This window comes from Agrobacterium sp. 10T429 (assembly GCF_056393925.1).
Window position 1 is genome coordinate 277,124 of record NZ_JBFTGV010000005.1, and the last position, 21,712, is coordinate 298,835.

Here is a 21,712-nt window from a genome sequence, read left to right on the forward strand (position 1 = left end):
CCATGGCCCTTATATCTGAAATCGACTACGGAACACCAAAATCCACCTCGACAGAGATGGTCACGCTAACGATAGACGGCCGCGAGATCACCGTGCCGGCGGGAACGTCCATCATGCGTGCTTCGAGAGAAGCGGGCATCGATGTTCCCAAACTCTGCGCCACCGATATGGTCGATGCCTTCGGTTCCTGTCGCCTCTGTCTCATCGAGGTGGAGGGCCGCAATGGCACCCCCGCCTCCTGCACCACGCCAGTGGCGGCCGGTCTTGTCGTCCACACCCAGACGGAACGCCTGAAGCAGATCCGCAAGGGCGTGATGGAGCTTTATGTCTCCGACCACCCGCTCGACTGTCTCACCTGCGCCGCAAATGGCGACTGTGAATTGCAGGATATGGCTGGCGCCGTCGGCCTGCGTGACGTGCGTTACGGCTATGATGGTGACAACCATGCGAAGGCCCGTGCCGGCGATGGCGACCTCAACGCCAACTGGATGCCCAAGGACGAGAGCAACCCGTATTTCACCTACGATCCGTCGAAGTGCATCGTCTGTTCCCGCTGCGTGCGCGCCTGTGAGGAAGTGCAGGGAACGTTCGCATTGACGATCGAAGGGCGCGGCTTTGAAAGCCGCGTTTCGCCCGGCGCGCACGAGGCATTTCTTGATTCCGAATGCGTTTCCTGCGGCGCCTGCGTGCAGGCCTGTCCGACGGCGACGCTGACTGAAAAATCGGTGATCGCCATTGGCCAGCCGGAACATTCGCTGGTCACCACCTGCGCTTATTGCGGCGTCGGCTGTTCGTTCAAGGCGGAGATGCGCGGAGAGGAGTTGGTTCGCATGGTGCCGTGGAAGGACGGTCAGGCAAACCGTGGCCATTCCTGCGTCAAGGGTCGCTTTGCTTATGGTTATGCCAGCCACCGCGACCGTATTCTCAACCCGATGGTCCGCGAAAAGATCAGCGACCCGTGGCGCGAAGTGACGTGGGACGAGGCGTTTGCCCATGTCGCCTCCGAATTCCAGCGCATTCAGGGAACCTATGGCCGCGAATCCATCGGCGGTATCACCTCTTCTCGCTGCACCAATGAAGAGACCTTTCTGGTCCAGAAGCTCATCCGTGCCGGTTTCGGCAACAACAATGTCGATACCTGCGCCCGCGTCTGTCATTCGCCGACGGGGTACGGGTTGGGGCAGGCGTTCGGCACCTCTGCCGGAACGCAGAATTTCGATTCCGTCGAACATTCGGATGTTGTCCTCGTCATCGGCGCCAACCCGACGGACGGGCACCCGGTGTTCGGCTCACGCCTGAAGAAGCGGCTGCGCCAGGGCGCCAAGCTGATCGTCATCGATCCGCGCCGCATCGATCTCGTTCGCACGCCGCATGTGGAGGCGTCGTTCCATTTGCCGCTGAAGCCCGGAACGAATGTTGCGGTGCTGACAGCCCTTGCCCATGTCATCGTTACCGAAGGATTGTTCGACGAGGCCTTCATCCGCGAGCGTTGCGACTGGTCGGAATTTGAGGACTGGGCCGCGTTCGTGGCCGAACCGCAGCATGGCCCGGAGGAAACAGAAAGCTTTACCGGCGTTCCCGCCGATGAGCTGCGCGGTGCCGCCAGGCTGTTTGCCAAGGGCGGCAATGGCGCAATCTATTACGGGCTTGGCGTTACCGAACACAGCCAGGGTTCCACGACCGTCATGGCGATTGCCAATCTTGCCATGGCGACCGGCAACATTGGTCGCCTTGGTGTCGGCGTCAATCCGTTGCGTGGCCAGAACAATGTGCAGGGTTCCTGCGACATGGGTTCCTTCCCGCATGAGCTTCCCGGTTATCGTCATATATCCGACGATGCCACCCGGGAAATATTCGAAAAGCTCTGGGGTGTTACCCTCAACAACGAGCCGGGGCTGCGCATCCCCAACATGCTGGATGCAGCCGTCGATGGTAGTTTCAAGGGCATCTACATTCAGGGCGAAGACATCCTCCAGTCGGACCCGGACACCAAGCATGTTTCAGCCGGTCTTGCCGCTATGGAATGTGTTGTCGTGCACGACCTGTTCCTGAACGAGACGGCAAACTACGCGCATGTCTTCCTGCCGGGTTCCACCTTCCTCGAAAAGGACGGAACCTTCACCAATGCCGAACGCCGCATCAATCGTGTGCGCAAGGTCATGTCGCCGAAAAACGGCTATTCGGATTGGGAGGTCACCCAGAAGCTGGCTCAGGCCATGGGGCTGAACTGGAACTATACGCACCCGTCGCAGATCATGGATGAAATCGCGGCGACGACACCGAGCTTTGCCGGCGTTTCCTATGACTATCTGGAGAGCAGAGGCTCGGTGCAGTGGCCGTGTAACGAAAAATTCCCGGAAGGCTCGCCGATCATGCATGTGGACGGGTTCGTGCGCGGCAAGGGCAAGTTCATCCGCACCGAATATGTGGCGACGGACGAGCGTACCGGCCCGCGCTTTCCGCTGCTGCTCACCACCGGCCGCATTCTGTCGCAGTACAATGTCGGCGCGCAGACACGGCGCACCGAAAACGTCGTCTGGCATGAGGAGGATCGTCTCGAAATCCATCCGCATGATGCCGAACAGCGTGGCGTCAAGGATGGTGACTGGATCAAGCTCGCCAGCCGTTCGGGCGATACGACGCTGCGGGCGCTGATCACCGATCGCGTTGCGCCGGGGGTGGTCTATACCACCTTCCACCATCCGGGCACGCAGGCAAACGTCATCACCACCGACTACTCCGACTGGGCGACGAACTGTCCGGAATACAAGGTCACTGCAGTTCAGGTCTCGCCCTCGAACGGGCCGACCGAATGGCAGGAAGGATATGACGCGCTCAGCCGCCGTTCGCGGCGGATCGCTGGCAAGCTCGAGGCGGCCGAATAATCGGGGCCGGGGCAATCTCGGCCTTTTGAAAACGTGAACGTCGTCCGTCAGGCGGCGCGGGGAAAACAGCCATGTTGCTTAATCACACCGACGAAAAACTGGTGAGAATGGCGAACCAGATCGCGACTTTTTTCCTTTCCCAGCCGGAGGATATCCGCGTTGAGGGGGTCGCCACGCACATTAACAAATTCTGGGAACCCCGTATGCGCAAACGGTTTTTCGAGATGGTTGATGCCGGTGCCGGGGAGTTTTTGCCGCTGGTGCTCGCAGCAGCGCTCAAGATCAAGAGGCCCGGGGTGCCCGCCGCCGATGCGGTCGGGCTTGGCAAGGATGCCACGGGAACGCCGGAGGGCAAGGGCGTTGCTGCGGGCGAGTCCTTGTCCGAACCGAGCATTCCCGAAACCACGTAAAGCCAGGCGGTAACACGCCGCAAACAGGTATTGCCGGATGGGGGACATCCGGCGATCTCGGTAACGCCCGGTCGATGCGGCCAATGCGGGCGTATCATGGTTGTCCAGACATTCACGAGGGAGGTAGTGTCGATGGCAGTAGCAGGCGTATCTGCGGGAGGGCCGGCGCAAGCCGGGATTCTAGACCGCGAACGGATCATAGCAAAACCGGGCTTCAACCGCTGGCTGGTACCGCCGGCGGCTTTGGCCATTCACTTGTGTATCGGCATGGCCTACGGCTTCAGCGTCTTCTGGCTGCCGCTGTCCAAGGCATTGCCGGCAACGGACCCCAGTTGCTCCAGCCTTACCCTTGTCGGGGCGCTGTTCACCACCGAGTGCAACTGGCGTGTGGCCGATCTTGGCTGGATTTACACGCTCTTCTTCGTCCTGCTGGGATGCTCGGCGGCGATCTGGGGCGGTTGGTTGGAAAGGGTCGGGCCGCGCAAGGCCGGCTTCGTTTCCGCCTGCTGCTGGTGCGGCGGCATTCTGGTTGCAGCGCTTGGCGTGATGACGCACCAGCTCTGGCTGATGTGGGTCGGGGCAGGTGTCATCGGCGGCGTTGGTCTTGGTCTCGGTTACATCTCGCCGGTATCGACATTGATCAAATGGTTTCCGGACCGGCGCGGCATGGCAACCGGCATGGCCATCATGGGCTTCGGCGGTGGTGCTATGATCGGCGCACCGCTTGCCAATCTGCTCATGAATACCTTCAAGACGGATACTTCAGTCGGTGTCTGGCAAACGTTCGTCGTCATGGCATTGATCTATTTCGTCTTCATGATGGCGGGTGCCTTCGGTTACCGCATTCCACCGGCGGGCTGGCGTCCGGAAGGCTGGACGGCCCCGGCGGCCAAAAGTGCCATGATCACCAATCGTCACGTTCATCTGCGTGATGCGCACAAGACGAAGCAGTTCTGGCTCATCTGGGCGGTTCTGTGCCTCAACGTGTCAGCGGGTATCGGCGTGATCGGCATGGCATCGCCAATGTTGCAGGAGATTTTCGCGGGTTCGTTGATCGGTCTGCCCGGCGTTGGTTTTGCGGACCTCAACATCGAGCAGAAAGCATCGATCGCCGCCATCGCGGCCGGGTTCACGGGCCTGCTGTCGCTGTTTAACATCGGTGGCCGCTTCTTCTGGGCTTCCATGTCCGACAAAATCGGCCGCAAGAACACTTACTTCTGCTTCTTCGTGCTTGGCATCATTCTTTATGCGCTGGCCCCGACGCTGGCAACGATGGGTTCCAAGGCGTTCTTCGTTCTTGCCCTCGGCATCATCCTGTCGATGTATGGCGGCGGCTTTGCAACCATTCCCGCCTATCTTGCCGACATATTCGGCACGCAGTTCGTCGGCGCGATCCATGGCCGCCTGCTGACGGCATGGGCAACGGCGGGTATCGCCGGGCCTGTTGTCGTCAACTACATCCGCGAAGCACAGATCGCGGCCGGTGTCGCGCCGGGTCCCGCGCTCTATACCAGCACCATGTACATCCTGGCGGGGATGCTCGCGATCGGCCTCGTCGCCAACGCGTTTGTCCGACCGCTGCCGGAGAAATGGTTCATGTCGGATGCGGAGGTTGCGACACTTCAGGCCAAGACTGCAGCCGCCAATGCAGGGCCTACCGGTTCCTTCGGTATCGGCAGGGGTGGTTTGGACGCCAAGGCCGCATTGGCCTGGGCAGCCGTCGGCATACCACTTCTCTGGGGCGTGTGGGTCACGGTCAAAAGCAGCCTTGTGCTGTTTGGCTGATTGCGACAAACATCAGATCGTCCGGGCAGCCCTGTGGCTGCCCGGATTTGTTTTCAGGCCTTGAGTGACAGGCGGGCATTCTCGAAGGGCAGGCCGTCATCGTCAGTCGACCTGCGCGAGACTTCAAGGAAGCCGAGCGAACGGTAAAACCGCATCGCCTGCTCATTGGCGGTATAGACCTCAAGCGACAATTCACCCTTGAGATCAAGCGCGTGGGCGATGAGCCTGCGCCCGATACCCTTGCCCTGTTGTGCCGGTGCGACGAACAGGCCTCCGATGAAACTGTCGAGCAGGCTGATGAAGCCGACAGGGTCACCGGCCTGCGCCGCGACGAAAGTCTCCGATAGCGGCAGATAGGTATCTTCGATCAGTCTTTGCTGCTCGCGCAAACGCTGCGTGCCGATAAAGGGATGTGCCAGCAGCGAGGCATCAAGCCAGATGCGTGACAGGATTTGCGTATCCGCTGCCGCGTCAAACGGCCGGATGTCGATAGATTTGATATTCATGGAAATTCCGCAGAATTAGACATGCCAAAGGGTCAGCTCCGTTTTCAGAGCCGGCTGAAACCGCGATGGGCGGTCAGATTTTCAACCTCTGCGCATAAATCTCCCTGCTTCGAAACCTGTATTTAACGCTGCTGCGCATCAGGGTCAACAAAGGGAAAGGCGGGCTTTCCTCAAGCTCCTGCCGGCAGGGCCAGCGAACAGGTAAGCCCGCCATTTTCGCCGCGCTCCAGCCTGATGCTGCCGCCATGAAGCTCCACAAGTTCCTTGACGATGGTAAGACCGAAGCCGTCACCCGGAACGGTCTCGTCCATGCGTCTGCCCGGCTGGAAAGCCTCCGAAATCCGGTTGTCCTCGATGCCCTGTCCATCGTCCGAGATCACGATCCAGACGTCGCGTCCGGTCTTTTTCGCGGAAATACAAACCGCGCTTTTGGCCCATTTGAATGCGTTGTCGATGATATTGCCAACGATCTCGTCCAGATCCTCAGGCGTGACATGCAATAGCAACTCGGGGTCCACATCGACTGTTGCGACAATCCCCCGGTCGGCATGAATACGCGACATGATATCAACGATATCGTCGATCCTCGGTTTGAGCGCGGTCACCGTGGTCGTGCCGCCTGCCGCGGTCTTGCGGGCTCTTGCCAGATGGTGACGGATGCGCTGGTCGATCCTGTCCACCAGCGCACGCATTTCGCGGTCCGGGTCGTTGGTTTCGTCGAGCGCAAGGTAGAGGCTTGTCACCGGGGTTTTCAGACCATGGGCGAGATTTGCAAAGTGCAGACGTGTTTCCGCAAGCCTCTCGCTATTCTGCTCCACGAGACGGTTGATTTCGCCCGAGGCGGGACGCAGTTCCTCGACATCCGCCTCCGGCAACCTGTCGAGTGTGCCTGCCGAAATCGAGGAAATATCGGCGGTGAGTTGCCGCAGTGGTCGCAGACCATATCTGACCTGCAAGAAGATACCGCCGACGAGGCTCGCGCCCAAGAGGGTCATGGCAGGTATCAACCACAGAAGCGCGCTGCGGGCGGGTGCAACCAGCGCGAATTGCGGCGCAGTGGCAGTGATTTCGACGAGGCGCTGTCCAACCATGGTTTGAATGGATCTGAGATAGAGCTTCTCGCCGTGAAAATCGGTATTTGCGCCGGGACGAGGGCCGTGGCCCATCATTTTGCGCCATTCGAACGGGGAGGGCGGGTTGGTTATGGTTTGCCCCGCGAGCGACCGAGAGACGATCGCTACACCCTCGCCGGTGATCTGCCAGTACCAGCCGGAGCCGCGCCTGTCGAATGGCGGGCCGTCCAGCGCGGCGTTGAGTGTCACGCCGCCGCTTGCGCTGCCGGAGAGCGCGCTCCGCAATCCCTCTATCTGCGTGTCAAGCCGTTGGTCGATCTGTTCACGCACCACGGCGGCAACGATGAGATAGAGTATGATGGAGGCGACGATCACGGTCGCGGTGACGAAAACCACGGAAAAAACCGTGAGGCGGCGCGAGATCGACGAACCCGGAATGGCCGAAAACTCCCTCATGGCTCTGCCTTCAGCATGTAACCGCGCCCGCGAACGGTCTCTATATGCCCGGCACCGATCTTGCGCCGCAGGCGGGCAATGATCACTTCGATGGAATTGGAATCCACTTCCGCATCGCCCTCATAGACCCGTTCGATGAGTTCGCGGCGGTCGACCACCACTTCCTTGCGCAGGATGAGGCAGGAGAGGACCCGCCACTCCAGCGCGGTCAGCTTCAGCGGCAAGCCGTCCTGTTCGAAGGTTCCGAGCTGCGCATCGAAGATGAGCGAACCGCAGGTGATGGCGGAGGCGGCGTGGCCGGTGGCACGGCGAACGAGTGCACGCAGCCGCAGCACCAGTTCTTCCACCTTGAACGGCTTGGTGAGAAAATCGTCTGCTCCCGCTTTGAAACTCGCCACCTTGTCCGGCCATCCGTCACGCGCGGTCAAAACGAGCACGGGCAGGTTCCGCTGCGCCGCCCGCCATGATTTCAGAACCGATACGCCATCGATTTTCGGTAATCCCAGATCGAGGACGGCCACGTCGTAAAGTTCGGTAAGCCCGGCATGTTCGGCATCCTCGCCATTCTGCGCGATGTCGACGACAAAATTTTCCGCCCGCAGGCTGGCTGCGATGCGCCGGGAAAGATCGGTATCGTCTTCAACGAGAAGTATGCGCATGATCCTGCCGTTTCGGTTTCGTGGGCGGTGTTTTAACTAGGCCCGGAAGGCTTAACTCAACCTGAACCATAAGGTTCAGGCTGCTGGTGGCGCCTGGCAGGTAAAAAGGCCCTGTCAATCAAACAGGAGACCACCATGTCCCACTCTGAAGAGAATAACGAAATCGCAGCACCGAAGGCCACTTCTGACACTCCCGTGCCGCCGCACCGGAAACATCGCCGTAAAACCGCCGCGTTCGCCTTTGCGGCCGTTGCCATGCTGGCCGTTGGGGCAGCTGCCGGAGCCGGTGCGGTGAAGCTGACACGGCCGACGCCCGAGATGGCGCCGATGACACCCGTTGCCATTTCCACCGTCAAGGAAGGAAATCTCGTGACCCTGAAGGGCAAGGTCGCCGAGATTTTCGGCAACAAGTTCATCGTTCAGGATGATAGCGGCCGCGCACTCATCGATACCGGCCCCGAGGGCGACAATGGGAAGGTCGTGACTGTCGATGAAGCGGTCAGCGTTCAGGGCCGTTTCGACAGGGGTGTCCTGCGGGCAAGCTATGTCGTCCGTCAGGATGGCAGTATCGAGGCACTAGGACCGGCAGGCCGTCCGCCGCATCATGGTCCTAAAGAGGATATGATGCGCGGGCCAAAAGGCGACGGCCCGATGGGCGAGATGATGCCTCACCCCAAACCCTGATATCGGGGCCTGATCTGCGCCAGACGGCGCGGGCTCGAAGACGATAACCGTCCCGAGCCCGCGCCGCCGGTTTTTTAAGGTTTAGCCTGCACGCTTCAACTGCAGACGCGAGACACCCGCAGCGATGTTAACGCCGGTGCCGACTTCGGCGCTGAGCGGCTGAAGCGCGAAGTTCTTGGCATTGCCGCCGATCAGTGCATTGGCGCCCAAGCCCACGCCGACCGATGCGGCAGCGGAGGCACCAACATAGTTGCCGCTCAACGCACCGTCACCCACGCGGCTGGCTGCGGTGTTCAGCACGATCCAGCTCATATAGGTCTTGCCGGTTACGCCGATGTCGAGACCGAGCTTGCCGATCGTGCCGGTATAACGCTCGGTCTTGCCGGAGCGCTGGCGAAACTCGCAGGCCACGCTCTTGCTGGAGCCGACCACAAGGCCGACGCCGCCGGCAATTTCGCACGACAGGGTGCCGACGCGTTCCTTCTGCGCGGTTTCCATAGGGCGCTTTGCATTGTGCTTCGTTTCGGCTGAAGCAATCGGGGCAAGGGCCAGGGTTGCAATCGCGGTTGCGAGAACGAATGTCTTCATTGTTTTTCACTCCTGTTGTTATTCGCTAGATGGATGCGCCGGGACGGCGTCTCCAGATAGGTGCAAGGCCGCTGCCGTATCGCCAGATCGGCGATGATGGGCCGCGACGCGAAACATTCTGCGATGATGACCGCATGTTCGAAGGCAGAGAGTGTTTCCACCTCTCCGGAGAGCACGATACGGCCCTCCACGGAGGTGACGGAGATCGAGCTTTTTTCCTGCCCGTCCGCATAGGCGATCACGGCTTGCAACGCGGCGCACAGGCTGATCTCCTGGGGATCGCAGCTTGACACCTGGTTTGCATCGCACGAGAGCATCATCGTGAAACCTCCTGCCTTGAACATAGATGGTTCACTTGAGAACTTTGTTGACGGCGTCCTTTGCCTGTCCGAGCTTCTCCTGCGCCTGGCCAGCCAGTTTCTCGGCCTTGCCTTCTGCCTGAAGCTTGTCGTTGCCGGTGATCTTGCCGGCTGCTTCCTTGATGGTGCCCTTGGCTTGACGGGCGATACCTTCGATACGGTTATTGTCCATGACGAACTCCTTCCATCGTTAGAGGGTGCCGCTGTTGGTAGCGGCATGATGGTAAGGTAGTTCGGGAAAATCACAGTTTGCAGAGCAATAGCTACTAGTTGAACTGGTACAAACTGACCTATTTTCGCGTTCGGCTGCGGTTATTTTTCCCTATGGCCGGTAAAACCGCGCTCGCGTGCCCAGATCACGGCGGCGGTGCGGCGGTTGACGCCGATCTTGCCGTAGAGTGAGGCGATATGGTTGCGGATCGTATGCTTGGACAGGTTCAGCCTGTCGCTCATTTCCTTGTCGCTGCATCCATCGCAGATCAGTGACAGGATTTGCTCCTCGCGCTCGGTGAGATCCTTGAGGGAGGCGGAAGAGGTTGTGCCGCGAGAGTTCTGCCGCAGCCCTGCCAGCCGCTCGACAACCGTCCGGCTGAACCAGGATGTATCGGTCATGACGCTTTCGATCGCTTCAATCAGTTCGTTCTCGGTTCTGCGCCGCTCAGTCACGTCCTGTATCGCCCAGATGACACAGAGCTGATCGTTGATCTCGGCGCGTTCGGCGGAAACGATGCATTCGGCCAAACCGCCACCGGAAAGATTCATGCGCATGTTCTCATCGCGGATGGGGATGTTGTCCTTCAGCCGCTTTTCGAGATCGCGGCGCGCACCCGCGTCCTCCCACAGCCGCAATTCGCTGGCCGTCTTGCCCACGACTTCGGCCTCGTTGCGTCCGCACAGCACCAGAAACGCGTCATTGACTTCCATCAGAACGAAGTCGTCCAGCCTCGAAATTGCTGCCGGGACAGGCGACAGGCGAAAGGATTTGAAGAAGCGCTCCTCGCTCTGTCGCAGAGCGTTCTGGGCTTTGCGGCGGCCGTCCAGATCGGCGAAGGTGAACAGCATGCAGGGTTCTTCGGCAACGGCGATCGTTTCGCCGGCCACGATGACCAGCCTGTCGCCTCCGGGGATGGGAATGAGCGCCTCGCGCTGACGGATGAGCCGGCCATCCTCCAGCTTTTTCAGGGCGTCCTCGCCTGTGTCGCACTCGGAAAACAGTCCGAGTTCCTCGACACTGATGCCGATGATCTCTTCACGGCTGAACCCGGTCATCTCAAGGAAACCCTGATTGACGCGGATGAAACGCTTGTCCTCCAGCCGGCATATCAGTCCCGGCGCCGGATTTGCATTGAAGGCGCTCTCGAAGCGCGCCTCCGCCTCAAAACGCGGCGTTTCGTCCCGGATGATCAAGACCAGAACATCCGGTTTTGCGCCAGCATCTTCAAGAACGAGCCCGCGCACCGTGTGGACCCAGCATTCCGCTTCATCGCCACTTGGCGATATCTCTACCGTCACATCTTCGAAGGTCTCGCCCGCCAGAAGCCGTTCAAGCGGATATTGCCCCTCGTCGAGCAGGTGGTTGTTGCGGTATCGAAGCGTGAAATTTCGCCGATAGGCAGCGGCATCCTCCCCAAGCTCAGGCATCGCTTCTATACGGTGCATCTGAAGGGCGGCCTTGTTGGCCCAGGCAATCGTTCCGTCGTTTTCGAGCAGGATCAATCCGTCGCTGAGGCCAGCTATAAGGTTTTGCAACACGAGCCGGTTGATCTTGGGAATGTTTACGCTGTCGTCCATGTTGCCCCCGGTATTTCAATGCTTTGTGCCCGCTATAACGCGCGGTTCCGCCAAGCGTTGCAGGGCAGGCGTGTCGCATGGCCTTCCAGCATGGTTTGCGATGCCGGTTGCTTGCTCTCAGGTCCATTTGAGCTACTATGCGCTGATGGCGGGGAGGCCATTCTACAGGAGGGTTCATGAATTACCGGTCTTTGAAACGGCGTATGGTGTTGAAACTTGCGGCTACGGCTGCTTCGTTTTGCATGATGGGACTGACGGCGAGCGCGCAGGGTTTTCCTGATCGAACGATTACGCTGGTCGTTCCCTTCGCGGCAGGTGGCTCAACCGACGTGGTTGCGCGTGTCATCGCACAGAAAATGGGTGATGAGCTTGGTCACCAGATCGTCGTTGAAAATGTTGCCGGTGCAGGCGGTAATCTCGGTGCCGACCGTGTCGCACGCGCAGAGCCTGACGGTTACACGATCCTCATGGGCACCGTTGCGACCCATGCCTTGAACCCGCTCATTCTCAAGACAAAGCCTTACGATCCGCAAAAGGATTTTGCCCCGGTCTCGCTTCTGGTCGTGGTTCCCAATGTGCTTGTTGTCAATCCGAAGCTGAACGTCAACAGCGTCGCGGAATTGATCGCGCTTCTGAAAGCCGAACCCGACAAATATGCCTATGCCTCGTCCGGCAATGGCACGCCGCTGCATCTTTCAGGGGAATTGTTCAAGAGCATGACCGGTGTGAGCATGCAGCACGTTCCCTATAAAGGTGCCGGCCCCGCGCTCAACGATCTTCTCGGCAACCAGATTTCGATCATGTTCGACAATCTGCCGTCGTCGTCCGGCCACATCAAATCCGGCACATTGCGGGCGCTTGGCGTAACGACTGCCGAGCGGGCGTCATCATTCCCGGATCTGCCGACCATTGCCGAAACCGTACCCGGTTATGAAACCTACACGTGGAACGCGCTGTTTGCGCCTGCCGGCACACCGGCCGATGTGGTGGACACACTGAATGCGGCGGCCAAGAAAGCGCTTGCCGATCCTGGTGTGGCGGCCCGCATGGCCGAATTCAGCGCCAAGATCGTCGGTTCTTCGCCCGATGAGCTGAAAAGCCACGTTGCAGCCGAAATCGCCAAGTGGGAACCGGTCGTCAAGAACGCAAACGTCCAGATGGATTGACCAGATATGTTCTCGCCGCGCACCGGAGCCTGGGTGCGGCGGGAAGCGCCACCACGCAAAAACCGTGGCCGAAGCTTTCATCGGCATCGGCCACGTTCGTTGCCGTCACACCAGCTGATGTGTCGTTTTCGCATCACTTGCCATAAGGTTGCAATTACCCGGTTGGCAACGGCGAACAGCTCAGGTACAAATTTCTCACCGCGTCAGATCGAACATAGGGAGGCGTTGCATGACATCATCATTCATCAAGTTCCTCCCGCGTGGAATGAACCGACACTAGGTCATTTCCATTCGTGGCCCGCCCCGAGCGCGCCCCACATGCGGTTTTGTTTTCCTTCATAGCCCGATTGATCTGACGGTATCATTTTGTTTTCCGCCCGGGCTGTGCCATCCAACTTCCGTTTTTGAGGACCGGTTGCCGAACGCATGGCGCCGTGCTGGTTAAAATGTCTCGCAAGAAGCTCGATTTCCGCGCCGATGCCTATCGCCATGTGCTCGGCTTTGTTTTCCACCATTGGACCCACCGGCGGGCATTGGTGGGCTTTATTGTTGTGCTGGTGATTGCCAGCACGCTGGCCGAAGTCATGGTGCCCGTTTTCTCCGGCCAGATCGTCGATGCCATTGCCGGGGGCAACGGGGCTGACCGGGCGCTGCGCGCCTTTGTCGTCGTCGTGGCGCTGGGCTTGACGAGCGTAGTCCTGCGCTGGTTCGTGTTTAACGGCATCATCAGGCTGACGCTGAAAACCATGGCGGATGTGGCGAATAACGGTTTCTACCGGGTGCAGCGGTTCTCAACCGACTGGCACGCCAACAGCTTTGCCGGTTCCACGGTTCGCAAGATCACGCGTGGCATGTGGGCGCTTGATTCACTCAATGACGTGCTTCTTATCGCCCTGTTGCCCTCCATCGTCATGCTGGTGGGCGCCACCGTCGTGCTGGGTAGTTACTGGCCGATCATGGGCTTGATCGTGGGCACGGGGTCGCTGATCTATGTCGGCGTCACCGTGTTGCTCTCCATGGGCTTCGTATCGCCGGCCGCAAGACTTGCAAACGCCTGGGATACCAAGCTTGGTGGCGCGCTGGCAGATGCCGTCAGCTGCAATTCGGTGGTCAAGGCTTTTGGCGCCGAGACTCGCGAAGAGGCGCGGTTGCGCCATGTGCTGGCCAAATGGGACAACCGTACGCGAAGGACATGGAAACGCGGCACGCTGAACGGCACGATCCAGGGCTTCATGATGGTATCCATGCAGGCCGGTATTCTGGGAACAGGCCTTGTCATGTGGCAGCAGGGGCTGGCGACGCCGGGCGACATCACCTTCGTGCTGGCGATGTTCTTCGTCCTGCAGGGCTATCTGCGTGATGTCGGTCAACACATCCGTAATCTGCAACGTGCCGTCAACGACATGGAAGAGTTGGTGTTGCTCGACAAGATGCCTTTGGGTGTCGAAGACAGGCCGGATGCCAGGCCGATCAGGATAGAGAAGGGCGAAATCGTTTTTGACAACGTCACTTTTCAATACGGCGCGCATCCCAGCCCGCTCTATGAGGACTTTTCAGTCACCATCAGGTCGGGTGAGCGTGTGGGGCTGGTCGGGCATTCGGGGTCGGGAAAGACGACATTCGTCAAGCTTATCCAGCGGCTTTACGATGTGAATTCCGGCTCGATCCGCATTGACGGCCAGGACATCGCCAAGGCCAGGCAGGCAAACCTGCGCAGCCAGATCGCCATCGTGCAGCAGGAACCCATCCTGTTCCACCGCACGCTGGCGGAAAACATCGCCTATGGCCGGCCGAGCGCCTCACGGCGTGAGATCGAGCAGGCGGCGAGGCAGGCAAGCGCCCATAACTTCATCATGTCCCTTCCCAAGGGCTATGAGACGATGGTGGGTGAGCGCGGCGTTAAATTGTCTGGCGGGGAGCGGCAGCGTGTCGCCATTGCCCGTGCCTTCCTCGCGGATGCACCGGTGCTGATTCTGGACGAGGCGACATCGAGCCTCGACAGCGAAAGCGAAGTGCAGATCCAGGAGGCCATGGAACGTCTGATGGATGGCCGCACCACGCTGGTCATTGCGCACCGGCTTTCCACCGTGCGGGCGCTTGACCGTCTGCTGGTGTTCGACAAGGGCAAGATTGTCGAAGAGGGCGACCACCAGGCGCTGATCCGTCTGAATGACGGCATCTATCGCCGGCTGTTCGAGCGGCAGGCGCTGGAACTGACCAAGGGTCTGGTGGCTTAAAAAATGAAACGTCGGGGCAATGCTCCGGCTTTTTTTTGCGCGGCGGCCAACAAATGCTCACAGTCAAACACTTAGCTAATCGACGAAGTTTCCCTTGCGTTAGAGCCGTGCTGCATGATAGTTAGCATTATGACTAAGCATTCGTCCGAACTATCGCTGATCTTTCAGGCTCTGGCCGATCCGACACGCCGGTCTATTCTAACGAAGCTCGCGCAAGGGCCTGCCCGCGTCATGGAATTGTCCGCTCCCACGGGGCTGCGCCTGCCGACAGTGATGCGGCATCTGTCGGTACTGGAGGAGGCGGGGCTTATCCGCACCTCCAAGGATGGGCGGGTGCGCACCTGCGCTATCGTGCCCGAGGCTCTGGAGCCGGTGCGGACATGGCTTGATGAACAGCGGGCCATTTGGGAGAGCCGGCTCGACCGGTTGGAAGCATTTGCAATGCAGGCTGCGAAGGAGCGCACGGAATGATGTCGAAACGCAATCAGGACGGCACCCGTGCTGAACCCCATCTTGGCGATGGCCGCTTTGCAACACTGAGCTTCGAAAGGGTGGTCTCTGTTCCATTGTCGGTCCTCTGGCAAGTGTGGATGTCGCCTGCCGCGCGGGCTGTCTGGGCAGCGCCCACGCCCGCCGTGACCGTGGAGTGTCTGGAAGCCGATACCAGAGTTGGCGGACGCGAAGTTTCGCTCTGCAAGGTCGATGGGCAGCCTGATATTCGCTGCGAATGCGGGTGGCTGGAATTGCAGCCAGCCTTGCGCAGCGTCAATTACGAGGTGGTGTCGTCCGGTGACATGACGCAGTCTGCGGCGCTGGTGACCGCTGATTTTTCGGCGACGGAGCAGGGCAGTCGCGTTGTCGTAACCGTGCAGCTTTCCTCATTGGCTGTGGATATGCAGGCGGGTTACCGGCAGGGCTTCGGTGCCGGTCTTAACAATCTGGCCGAGGTCGCCAGACGAACAATGGTGCTGGAGCGAACGATAAGGGCGCCGCGCAACATCGTCTGGAAGGCCTGGATGAATTCCGAGACGCTGCCGCAATGGTGGGGACCGGAAGGGTTTTCGTGTCGCACGAAGAGGATCGATCTGCGAACCGGCGGCGAGTGGGTGTTCGACATGATCGGACCTGACGGCACTGTCTTCCCGAACCATCATCGATATATCGAGGTCAGGCCTGAAGAGAGGATCGGCTACACGCTGCTCTGGGGCGAAAATGGGCCGAAACATGCCGACGCCTGGGCTTCGTTCGAGGATCAGGACGGCGCGACGAAGGTCGTGCTCGGCATTGTGTTCAGCACGGAAGCCGAGTTCCAGGACGCGAAGGGTTTTGGGGCTATCGAACTGGGTCAGCAGACGCTCGGCAAACTGGAACGCTTTGTTTTCGCATCGTAATCGCACCGGGACTGAACTTCAACAGGGGCGTGATGCCCTCTCGGGGTGACTGGATTATCGGCCCAGCGTTCCTGCCGTCACGGTGATTTTCAGATTGCGTTGACGGCAGAAATCATAATTTGCATCACCCGGTTTTCACCGTTCCGCACACAGCAAAAATTAAGGAGATTGCGACACTGATGTCTCGACTACCTTTTGGAGAGTGATGATGCAGTCACGACGTTGGCGTGTGATAGCCGCGGGGATATTTCTGGCCATAGTTGGCGCCGCGCTGCCCATTGCCGCCATGGCCTGGACGTCCTGGCGTATCGCCATTCAAAAAGAACTCTTCATTCTCGACCTCGTCGCCGAAAGATCGCTTGTTCGTGCCGGAAATACATTCAGGCAAGCGCAAGGGGCATTGGAAGCAATTGAAACCGCGCACCCTCCCGCATGTTCGGATCAGCATATTGCACAAATGCGGATGGTGACGATCAACGTCCCCTCAATCGAGGAGATTGGCTATTTCGAAAACGGCTTCATCAAATGCACCTCCTGGGGCCGCGCCGCTGGCGACGTAGCCAAATCCCACGTCGACTACGTCACACCGGACGGCCTTGAAGTGACGTTGCGTATCCAGCCTGGCATCAGCCACGGCGACCAGATGACGAGCCTGCATCTCGGCCACCACAACGCACTCGTCGCACCTTCCAGATTTGCTGATATTGTGCTGCGGGACGGGATGTCTCTCGCGATCCTCAACGATAAAGCTGCGGTCATCAGCACGCAGAACCTTCCCGATACAGGGGTTCTGGCCACGTTGCCGACAAAAGAGGGGCAGGGCACGACGGACGCATGGCTTTATTCGGTGGTAAAGGAGAACGCGCTGACCGCGGTGGTTCTCGAGCCAAGGGCGGCGTTGCGAACAAGGCTGGTACGGGAGTTGACTATCCTTTTGCCCATCGGCGCATTCATTGCGCTTTTTATCGTCGGCATCGTCATCTGGATGTCGCGCAAGCGGTTGTCGCCGGAAACGGAACTGGAAATCGCAGTCCAGAACCGTGAATTCATCGTCCACTATCAACCGATCATCGCACTCAAGACCAATATATGCGTGGGCGCCGAAGCGCTTGTCCGCTGGCGGCGGCCTGATGGCACGCTGGTGAGGCCAGACCTCTTCATTCCGCTGGCGGAAGAAACAGGGCTGATACAGCCCATCACCGATCAGGTCGTTGAAGCCATTATTGCAGATCTTGGTACCATGCTCGTTGGGGATCGCAGCGCACATATCGCCATCAATCTCTGCGCCGAAGATGTAAAATCGGGCCGGATACTAGACTTCATCGATCAACGCCTTGTCCGCGCGGATATACGCAAGGAGCAGATATGGCTTGAAGCGACCGAGCGCGGTTTCATCGACATTGACGCGGCGCGCGTGACGCTGGACAGAGCTCGCAAGGCCGGGCATTCCGTGGCAATTGACGATTTCGGAACCGGCTATTCCAGCCTTCAGTATTTGCAGGGACTGCCGTTGGACGCCCTGAAAATCGACAAGTCCTTCGTTGATACGATCGGCAGGAACACGGCAACCAGCACCGTGACGCTCCATATTATCGAGATGGCGCGTGAGCTTGGACTGTTTTCGGTTGCGGAAGGTATCGAGAGGCCGGAGCAGGCGGCCTATCTGCGGGAACATGGTGTGGATTTTGGTCAGGGCTGGTTGTTTTCCAAGCCGCTTCCGGCCGAGGAATTCATCGCCTTTCACCGTCAGAACAAGGCAACATATGGTTCCGCTCCCGAGGTCATTCAGGTCGCCTCTGTTTAGGTCGAGCGAGACCTGAGCATCTTGACGCTACCCGTCGCTATCCGGCCAGTTCTTCCGTAATGACTTCGAACCGCTTCAGGATAGCCGGACCGAAGGCGGTGGACAGGGCGACGTCCGTCGCATCTCGTCCTGTCGCCATCAAGATGCGTCCGATGCGGGGCCTGTTGTGACGGGCATCGACCGTATACCAGCGGCCGCTGAGATAGACTTCGAACCAGGCGCTGAAATCCATCGGATTGGGGTCTTTCGGCACGCCGATATCACCGAGATAGCCGGTGCAATAGCGAGCGGGGATATTCATGCAACGGCAGAGTGTGATCGCAAGATGTGCGAAATCGCGGCAAACCCCGGTCCGGTCGATGAAGCCGCCATATGCGGTCCTGAGCGGATCGGCTTTCTCGTAGTTGAAGACAATATGGGAATGCACAAAATCGAGGATCGCCTGCACACGGGGCCAGCCGAGCGGTGTTGCCGAGAAGTTTTTCCAAGCGAAGTCTGCCAGGCGGTCGGTATCGCAGTAACGGCTGCCCAGCAGGAATACTAGAACATCGTCTGGTAAATCCTTGATATCGTGCTGGAAAGCGTTTTCAGGAACCGGATCTGGCAGGCCGCCGTCATATATGTCGAACCGCGTCGAGATCGTCGTCACACCTGGCGGTGCGGTTATGCGGCTGCAGGCGTTCCCGAAGATATCCATATAACCCCAGGCCTCGATCGGCCTATCGAAGGTCAGCACCTGTTCGGTGAGCAGATCTGCGCGCCGGCTGGGGTGGAGATTGAGAACAAGCAGCATTGCCGTCTCATTCTCGCATTCATAAGCAATATCGAACCCGGCGCGAATCTTCATTCAGTACATCCTTTATGAGCCATCTTGATGTTGTTCACGCTGAAACGCTTTCACGCCCTCGGGCGGGCGATCGTGCGTCATCAAGGCGCGGCATTGTAGCCGCGCCCGCCTGTGATTTCATTTTACCGGCGGTGACGCCTTGCCGAGTTTTACGGAAGGTTCCCGTCCCCAGACACGCAGCTTGCCAAGGTTCGACACGAAGCCAACGAGGCCTTCCTCACCTGGGAGGATAATCGTGCCCTCGTCAAGATCGCCTGCGATACCGGCCTTTTCCAGCAATGGCAGCGCCGACTGGTCGTAACCTATGAACTTGCAGTGCTGGAAAGCATCGGCCACGAAGTCACGCGCCGTCGCCTCGTTGACCAGATCGTCTATCCCCTCGACAGAAGTCAACAGTGCAACTGCATCGAAGAGAACCGATGGCCCGCCGTCGATCATGTGATGGGCCGCAAACCAGCTCCCGTCTGAGGCGGTGACGCCACCGACCTTCGGGGCTATCAATTCGCAGACGGCTTTTTCCTTGGTAATCGCAGACATCAGGCCGTTCAGCAATTTGGCATCGACACCGTCGGTGACGAGTATACCAAGCTTGCGGCCTTCGAAGCGTTTCGGACCACGCTCGACGATGCTGAGCGCCGGCGAGGGTTCCAGATCCTGACGTGTCGGCATGGCGGCATCCGCCGGCTTCGGCATGGACTTGAAACCTAGCTTCTGCGCGACGGTGTTTGCCAGCGTCTCGTCGATGTTCATGAGATGCGACACCATGCGTTCGCGGATCACGGCTGTTTCCACCTTGCTCAGTTCAAATGTCAGGGCTGCCGCGATGTGACGCTGTTCTGGCGGGGTCTGGCTGATGTAGAATTGCCGTGCCTGGCTGTAGTGGTCGGCAAAGCTCTCGGGGCGCAGCCGCGCCTTCATCCCCTGTTCTTCTGCCGGAAAATGACGATACCCCCGGCTCGGCGACTCTCTCGGGCCTTCACCGAACGAGTTCGGCTGGTAATTCACCCTGCCAACAGGATTGCGCATGGCCATGTGGCCATCCTGCTGGAAATGCGCGAAGGGACACTTCGGTGCATTGATCGGCAGGTGGGTGAAGTTTGGCCCGCCAAGGCGTTTCAGCTGGGTGTCGAGATAGGAAAAGTTGCGACCCTGCAACAGCGGATCATTGCTGAAGTCGATACCCGGCGGCACGTTCTGCGTCATGAACGCAACCTGCTCGGTCTCGGCAAAGAAGTTGTCAGGCATACGGTCGAGCACCAGTCGTCCGACCGGCTGCGGCTTCAGGATTTCCTCGGGGATGATCTTTGTCGGATCGAGCACGTCGAAATCGAAGCTGTCGGCAAACTCCTGATCGAAGAGCTGCACCTGCAATTCCCATTCCGGGAAATTGCCGGACTGGATCGCTTGCCACAGATCGCGGCGATGGAAATCGGGATCGGCGCCATTGATCTTGACCGCCTCGTTCCAGGCGACCGATTGAAGCCCGAGCTTCGGCTTCCAGTGGAACTTGACGAAGGTCGATTGATCCTTTGCGTTCACAAGACGGAAGGTATGAACGCCGAAACCCTCCATGAAGCGGAAAGACCGCGGTATCGTACGATCCGACATGGCCCACATGACCATGTGCATGCTTTCCGGCGTCAGGCTGATGAAGTCCCAGAAATTGTCATGGGCCGTCTGCGCCTGCGGGAAAGCCCGGTCAGGTTCCTGCTTGGCGGCGTGGATCAGGTCGGGAAACTTGATGGCGTCCTGAATGAAGAAGACAGGAATATTATTGCCGACGAGATCCCAGTTGCCTTCCTGTGTATAGAGCTTCACTGCGAAACCGCGCACGTCGCGCGCAAGGTCGGCTGAGCCCTTGTTGCCCGCAACCGTCGAGAAACGGACGAAGGCTGGTGTCTTTTCGCCGGCGCGCTGCAGGAAATCCGCCTTTGTGTATGCGGAGAAGGACTCGTAGGTCTCGAAGAAGCCATGCGCGCCGTAACCGCGAGCATGCACGACGCGCTCGGGAATGCGCTCATGGTCGAAATGGAAGATCTTTTCGCGGAAATGGAAATCATCAACGACGAGCGGACCGCGCGGCCCGACCCTTAGAGAATTCTGGTCGTCCGCGACCGGCCCCCCTTGAGCGGTCGTCAGCAACGGCGCGTCGTTTTCCGCCGTCTGATGCAGCTCGCCGCCAGCACCGCGCTCCAGCTTCTGGTCATGGATCGTTACGGTTTCGGTCTTGTCGCTTGGTGATGTGGAGGTGGTCTTGGCCATGGTGTGGCTCCTGAAATTTGAAGGGGCCTATTCGACCCGGAAATGAAAAAGCCGCCCTAAAAGGCGGCCTGAGCTTGGAAGGGTCCCCGCACGGTCTTTGGCAGAGCCTTCAGCACTTGTTGTTCGGCGAGACAGATGTCCTTGAGCGTATCGAGGAACAGGTCATGCAATGTAGTTTCCGCAGGCATGTGGGAATCCGATCAACTTTGAATGATGTACTTGGACAACCCCTGAGTGGAGACGATGTTCCTGCTCCCGGAAAAGAATTCACATTCCGGTCCGCGGTGGCATCACAGCGATGCCAGTAACCGGTTGAATAGGCGGACGTTACTCATCCGGCAGAGATAGTTCTGTGGCGTTTCGACGATGATGGAACGGCAAGGCCTGCAAATTCTATTTTCAGATTGGCGGAACCATGAGGCCCGACATGTTGTTTCCCTGTCGAGCCTGCACTGAAGGCTACAACGAGGAAAAATCATGAAAAAGCTTCTTTTAGCCGCCGCGCTTCTCGGCGCGTCGACCCTTGGCGCCTTCGCTCAGACGTCCACCGCTCCAGCCACCGATGGCAGCAAGCCTGCCGTCGCTACGCCAGACACCAAGAATGCGACTGCGCCTGTGGAAGGCGCAAACAGCTTTACCGAGGAACAGGCGAATAAACGCCTTATGGACGCCGGATATGCCGAAGTGACCGGTCTTACGCTCGACGACAAGGGCGTGTGGCAGGCCAAGGCCTCGAAGGACGGCAAGTCTGTAAACGTGGCGCTCGACTATCAGGGCAATATTGTCGCCAACTAATTCAATCTTTGGGA

General features: G+C 59.1%; 20 protein-coding genes and 1 pseudogene. 10 read left to right on the plus strand and 11 right to left on the minus strand.

Annotation, left to right across the window (positions count from 1 at the left end):
• Positions 1–2: 2 nt before the first annotated feature.
• The 3 genes from fdhF to AC1DCP_RS14290 all read left to right on the plus strand — a co-directional run bounded on the left by fdhF (position 3) and on the right by AC1DCP_RS14290 (position 5,080).
• Positions 3–2,885: a formate dehydrogenase subunit alpha gene (fdhF, locus tag AC1DCP_RS14280; protein ID WP_476774366.1), complete on the plus strand. Its 2,883-nt coding sequence runs from the start codon at positions 3–5 to the stop codon at positions 2,883–2,885.
• A 71-nt stretch (positions 2,886–2,956) separates the two neighbouring features.
• Entirely contained in the window at positions 2,957–3,295 is a 339-nt protein-coding gene (locus AC1DCP_RS14285; protein WP_019566726.1) for a formate dehydrogenase subunit delta, read from the plus strand.
• 132 nt (positions 3,296–3,427) lie between these two features.
• Positions 3,428–5,080 carry an OFA family MFS transporter gene (locus AC1DCP_RS14290; protein ID WP_065705594.1) on the plus strand — a complete coding sequence of 551 codons (1,653 nt, stop codon included), beginning with the start codon at positions 3,428–3,430 and terminating at the stop codon, positions 5,078–5,080.
• Between the two features lie 53 nt (positions 5,081–5,133).
• Here the strand turns inward: AC1DCP_RS14290 and AC1DCP_RS14295 are convergent, their stop codons facing one another.
• The 3 genes from AC1DCP_RS14295 to AC1DCP_RS14305 all read right to left on the minus strand — a co-directional run bounded on the left by AC1DCP_RS14295 (position 5,134) and on the right by AC1DCP_RS14305 (position 7,774).
• The gene (locus AC1DCP_RS14295) at positions 5,134–5,586 is read right to left on the minus strand and encodes a GNAT family N-acetyltransferase (RefSeq protein ID WP_065661923.1); all 453 of its coding nucleotides are present in this window, start codon (positions 5,584–5,586) and stop codon (positions 5,134–5,136) included.
• A 170-nt stretch (positions 5,587–5,756) separates the two neighbouring features.
• A complete protein-coding gene (locus tag AC1DCP_RS14300) occupies positions 5,757–7,115 on the minus strand; it encodes a sensor histidine kinase (RefSeq protein ID WP_065705591.1) in 1,359 nt (452 codons plus the stop codon).
• On the minus strand, positions 7,112–7,774 hold the full coding sequence (locus AC1DCP_RS14305; RefSeq protein WP_019566729.1) for a response regulator transcription factor: 663 nt from the start codon (positions 7,772–7,774) through the stop codon (positions 7,112–7,114). Before AC1DCP_RS14305 ends, AC1DCP_RS14300 begins: the two co-directional genes overlap by 4 nt.
• A 135-nt stretch (positions 7,775–7,909) precedes the next feature.
• Here AC1DCP_RS14305 and AC1DCP_RS14310 point away from each other — a divergent pair, with 135 nt between their 5' ends.
• Positions 7,910–8,458 carry a hypothetical protein gene (locus AC1DCP_RS14310; protein WP_035200427.1) on the plus strand — a complete coding sequence of 183 codons (549 nt, stop codon included), beginning with the start codon at positions 7,910–7,912 and terminating at the stop codon, positions 8,456–8,458.
• 81 nt (positions 8,459–8,539) lie between these two features.
• Here the strand turns inward: AC1DCP_RS14310 and AC1DCP_RS14315 are convergent, their stop codons facing one another.
• The 4 genes from AC1DCP_RS14315 to AC1DCP_RS14330 form a co-directional block, all read right to left on the minus strand.
• On the minus strand, positions 8,540–9,046 hold the full coding sequence (locus AC1DCP_RS14315; protein WP_004431368.1) for a DUF992 domain-containing protein: 507 nt from the start codon (positions 9,044–9,046) through the stop codon (positions 8,540–8,542).
• Positions 9,043–9,366, minus strand: a complete 324-nt coding sequence (locus AC1DCP_RS14320; protein ID WP_004431370.1) for a BON domain-containing protein — start codon at positions 9,364–9,366, stop codon at positions 9,043–9,045. The genes AC1DCP_RS14315 and AC1DCP_RS14320 overlap by 4 nt, the downstream gene beginning before the upstream one ends.
• 31 nt (positions 9,367–9,397) lie before the next feature.
• Positions 9,398–9,577, minus strand: a complete 180-nt coding sequence (locus tag AC1DCP_RS14325) for a CsbD family protein (protein WP_004431371.1) — start codon at positions 9,575–9,577, stop codon at positions 9,398–9,400.
• A 140-nt stretch (positions 9,578–9,717) separates the two neighbouring features.
• On the minus strand, positions 9,718–11,196 hold the full coding sequence (locus AC1DCP_RS14330) for a PAS domain S-box protein (protein WP_004431372.1): 1,479 nt from the start codon (positions 11,194–11,196) through the stop codon (positions 9,718–9,720).
• A 176-nt stretch (positions 11,197–11,372) separates the two neighbouring features.
• Between AC1DCP_RS14330 and AC1DCP_RS14335 the strand changes: the two genes are divergently transcribed.
• The gene (locus tag AC1DCP_RS14335; RefSeq protein ID WP_025594897.1) at positions 11,373–12,362 is read left to right on the plus strand and encodes a Bug family tripartite tricarboxylate transporter substrate binding protein; all 990 of its coding nucleotides are present in this window, start codon (positions 11,373–11,375) and stop codon (positions 12,360–12,362) included.
• 281 nt (positions 12,363–12,643) lie between these two features.
• Here the strand turns inward: AC1DCP_RS14335 and AC1DCP_RS14340 are convergent, their stop codons facing one another.
• A complete protein-coding gene (locus tag AC1DCP_RS14340) occupies positions 12,644–12,877 on the minus strand; it encodes a hypothetical protein (protein WP_162163082.1) in 234 nt (77 codons plus the stop codon).
• On the opposite strand from AC1DCP_RS14340, the gene AC1DCP_RS14345 reads away from it, so the two are divergent.
• The 4 genes from AC1DCP_RS14345 (at position 12,809) to AC1DCP_RS14360 (ending at position 17,794) form a co-directional block, all read left to right on the plus strand.
• Positions 12,809–14,599 carry an ABC transporter ATP-binding protein gene (locus AC1DCP_RS14345; RefSeq protein ID WP_065705585.1) on the plus strand — a complete coding sequence of 597 codons (1,791 nt, stop codon included), beginning with the start codon at positions 12,809–12,811 and terminating at the stop codon, positions 14,597–14,599. The genes AC1DCP_RS14340 and AC1DCP_RS14345 overlap by 69 nt on opposite strands.
• 129 nt (positions 14,600–14,728) lie before the next feature.
• The gene (locus AC1DCP_RS14350; RefSeq protein WP_476774367.1) at positions 14,729–15,070 is read left to right on the plus strand and encodes an ArsR/SmtB family transcription factor; all 342 of its coding nucleotides are present in this window, start codon (positions 14,729–14,731) and stop codon (positions 15,068–15,070) included.
• Positions 15,067–15,990 (plus strand): SRPBCC family protein, encoded by a 924-nt coding sequence (locus AC1DCP_RS14355; protein ID WP_476774368.1) that lies wholly within the window; start codon positions 15,067–15,069, stop codon positions 15,988–15,990. The genes AC1DCP_RS14350 and AC1DCP_RS14355 overlap by 4 nt, the downstream gene beginning before the upstream one ends.
• 208 nt (positions 15,991–16,198) lie before the next feature.
• Entirely contained in the window at positions 16,199–17,794 is a 1,596-nt protein-coding gene (locus AC1DCP_RS14360; RefSeq protein WP_476774369.1) for an EAL domain-containing protein, read from the plus strand.
• 37 nt (positions 17,795–17,831) lie between these two features.
• Here the strand turns inward: AC1DCP_RS14360 and AC1DCP_RS14365 are convergent, their stop codons facing one another.
• From AC1DCP_RS14365 to AC1DCP_RS14375, 3 genes and pseudogenes are all read right to left on the minus strand, one after another.
• A complete protein-coding gene (locus AC1DCP_RS14365) occupies positions 17,832–18,641 on the minus strand; it encodes a transglutaminase-like domain-containing protein (RefSeq protein WP_004431379.1) in 810 nt (269 codons plus the stop codon).
• 117 nt (positions 18,642–18,758) lie between these two features.
• Entirely contained in the window at positions 18,759–20,903 is a 2,145-nt protein-coding gene (katE, locus tag AC1DCP_RS14370) for a catalase (RefSeq protein WP_173995276.1), read from the minus strand.
• 86 nt (positions 20,904–20,989) lie between these two features.
• Positions 20,990–21,091, minus strand: a pseudogene (locus tag AC1DCP_RS14375) (DUF892 family protein); the annotation flags it as partial.
• 289 nt (positions 21,092–21,380) lie between these two features.
• Here AC1DCP_RS14375 and AC1DCP_RS14380 point away from each other — a divergent pair.
• The gene (locus AC1DCP_RS14380; protein WP_013761045.1) at positions 21,381–21,698 is read left to right on the plus strand and encodes a PepSY domain-containing protein; all 318 of its coding nucleotides are present in this window, start codon (positions 21,381–21,383) and stop codon (positions 21,696–21,698) included.
• Positions 21,699–21,712: the final 14 nt, after the last annotated feature.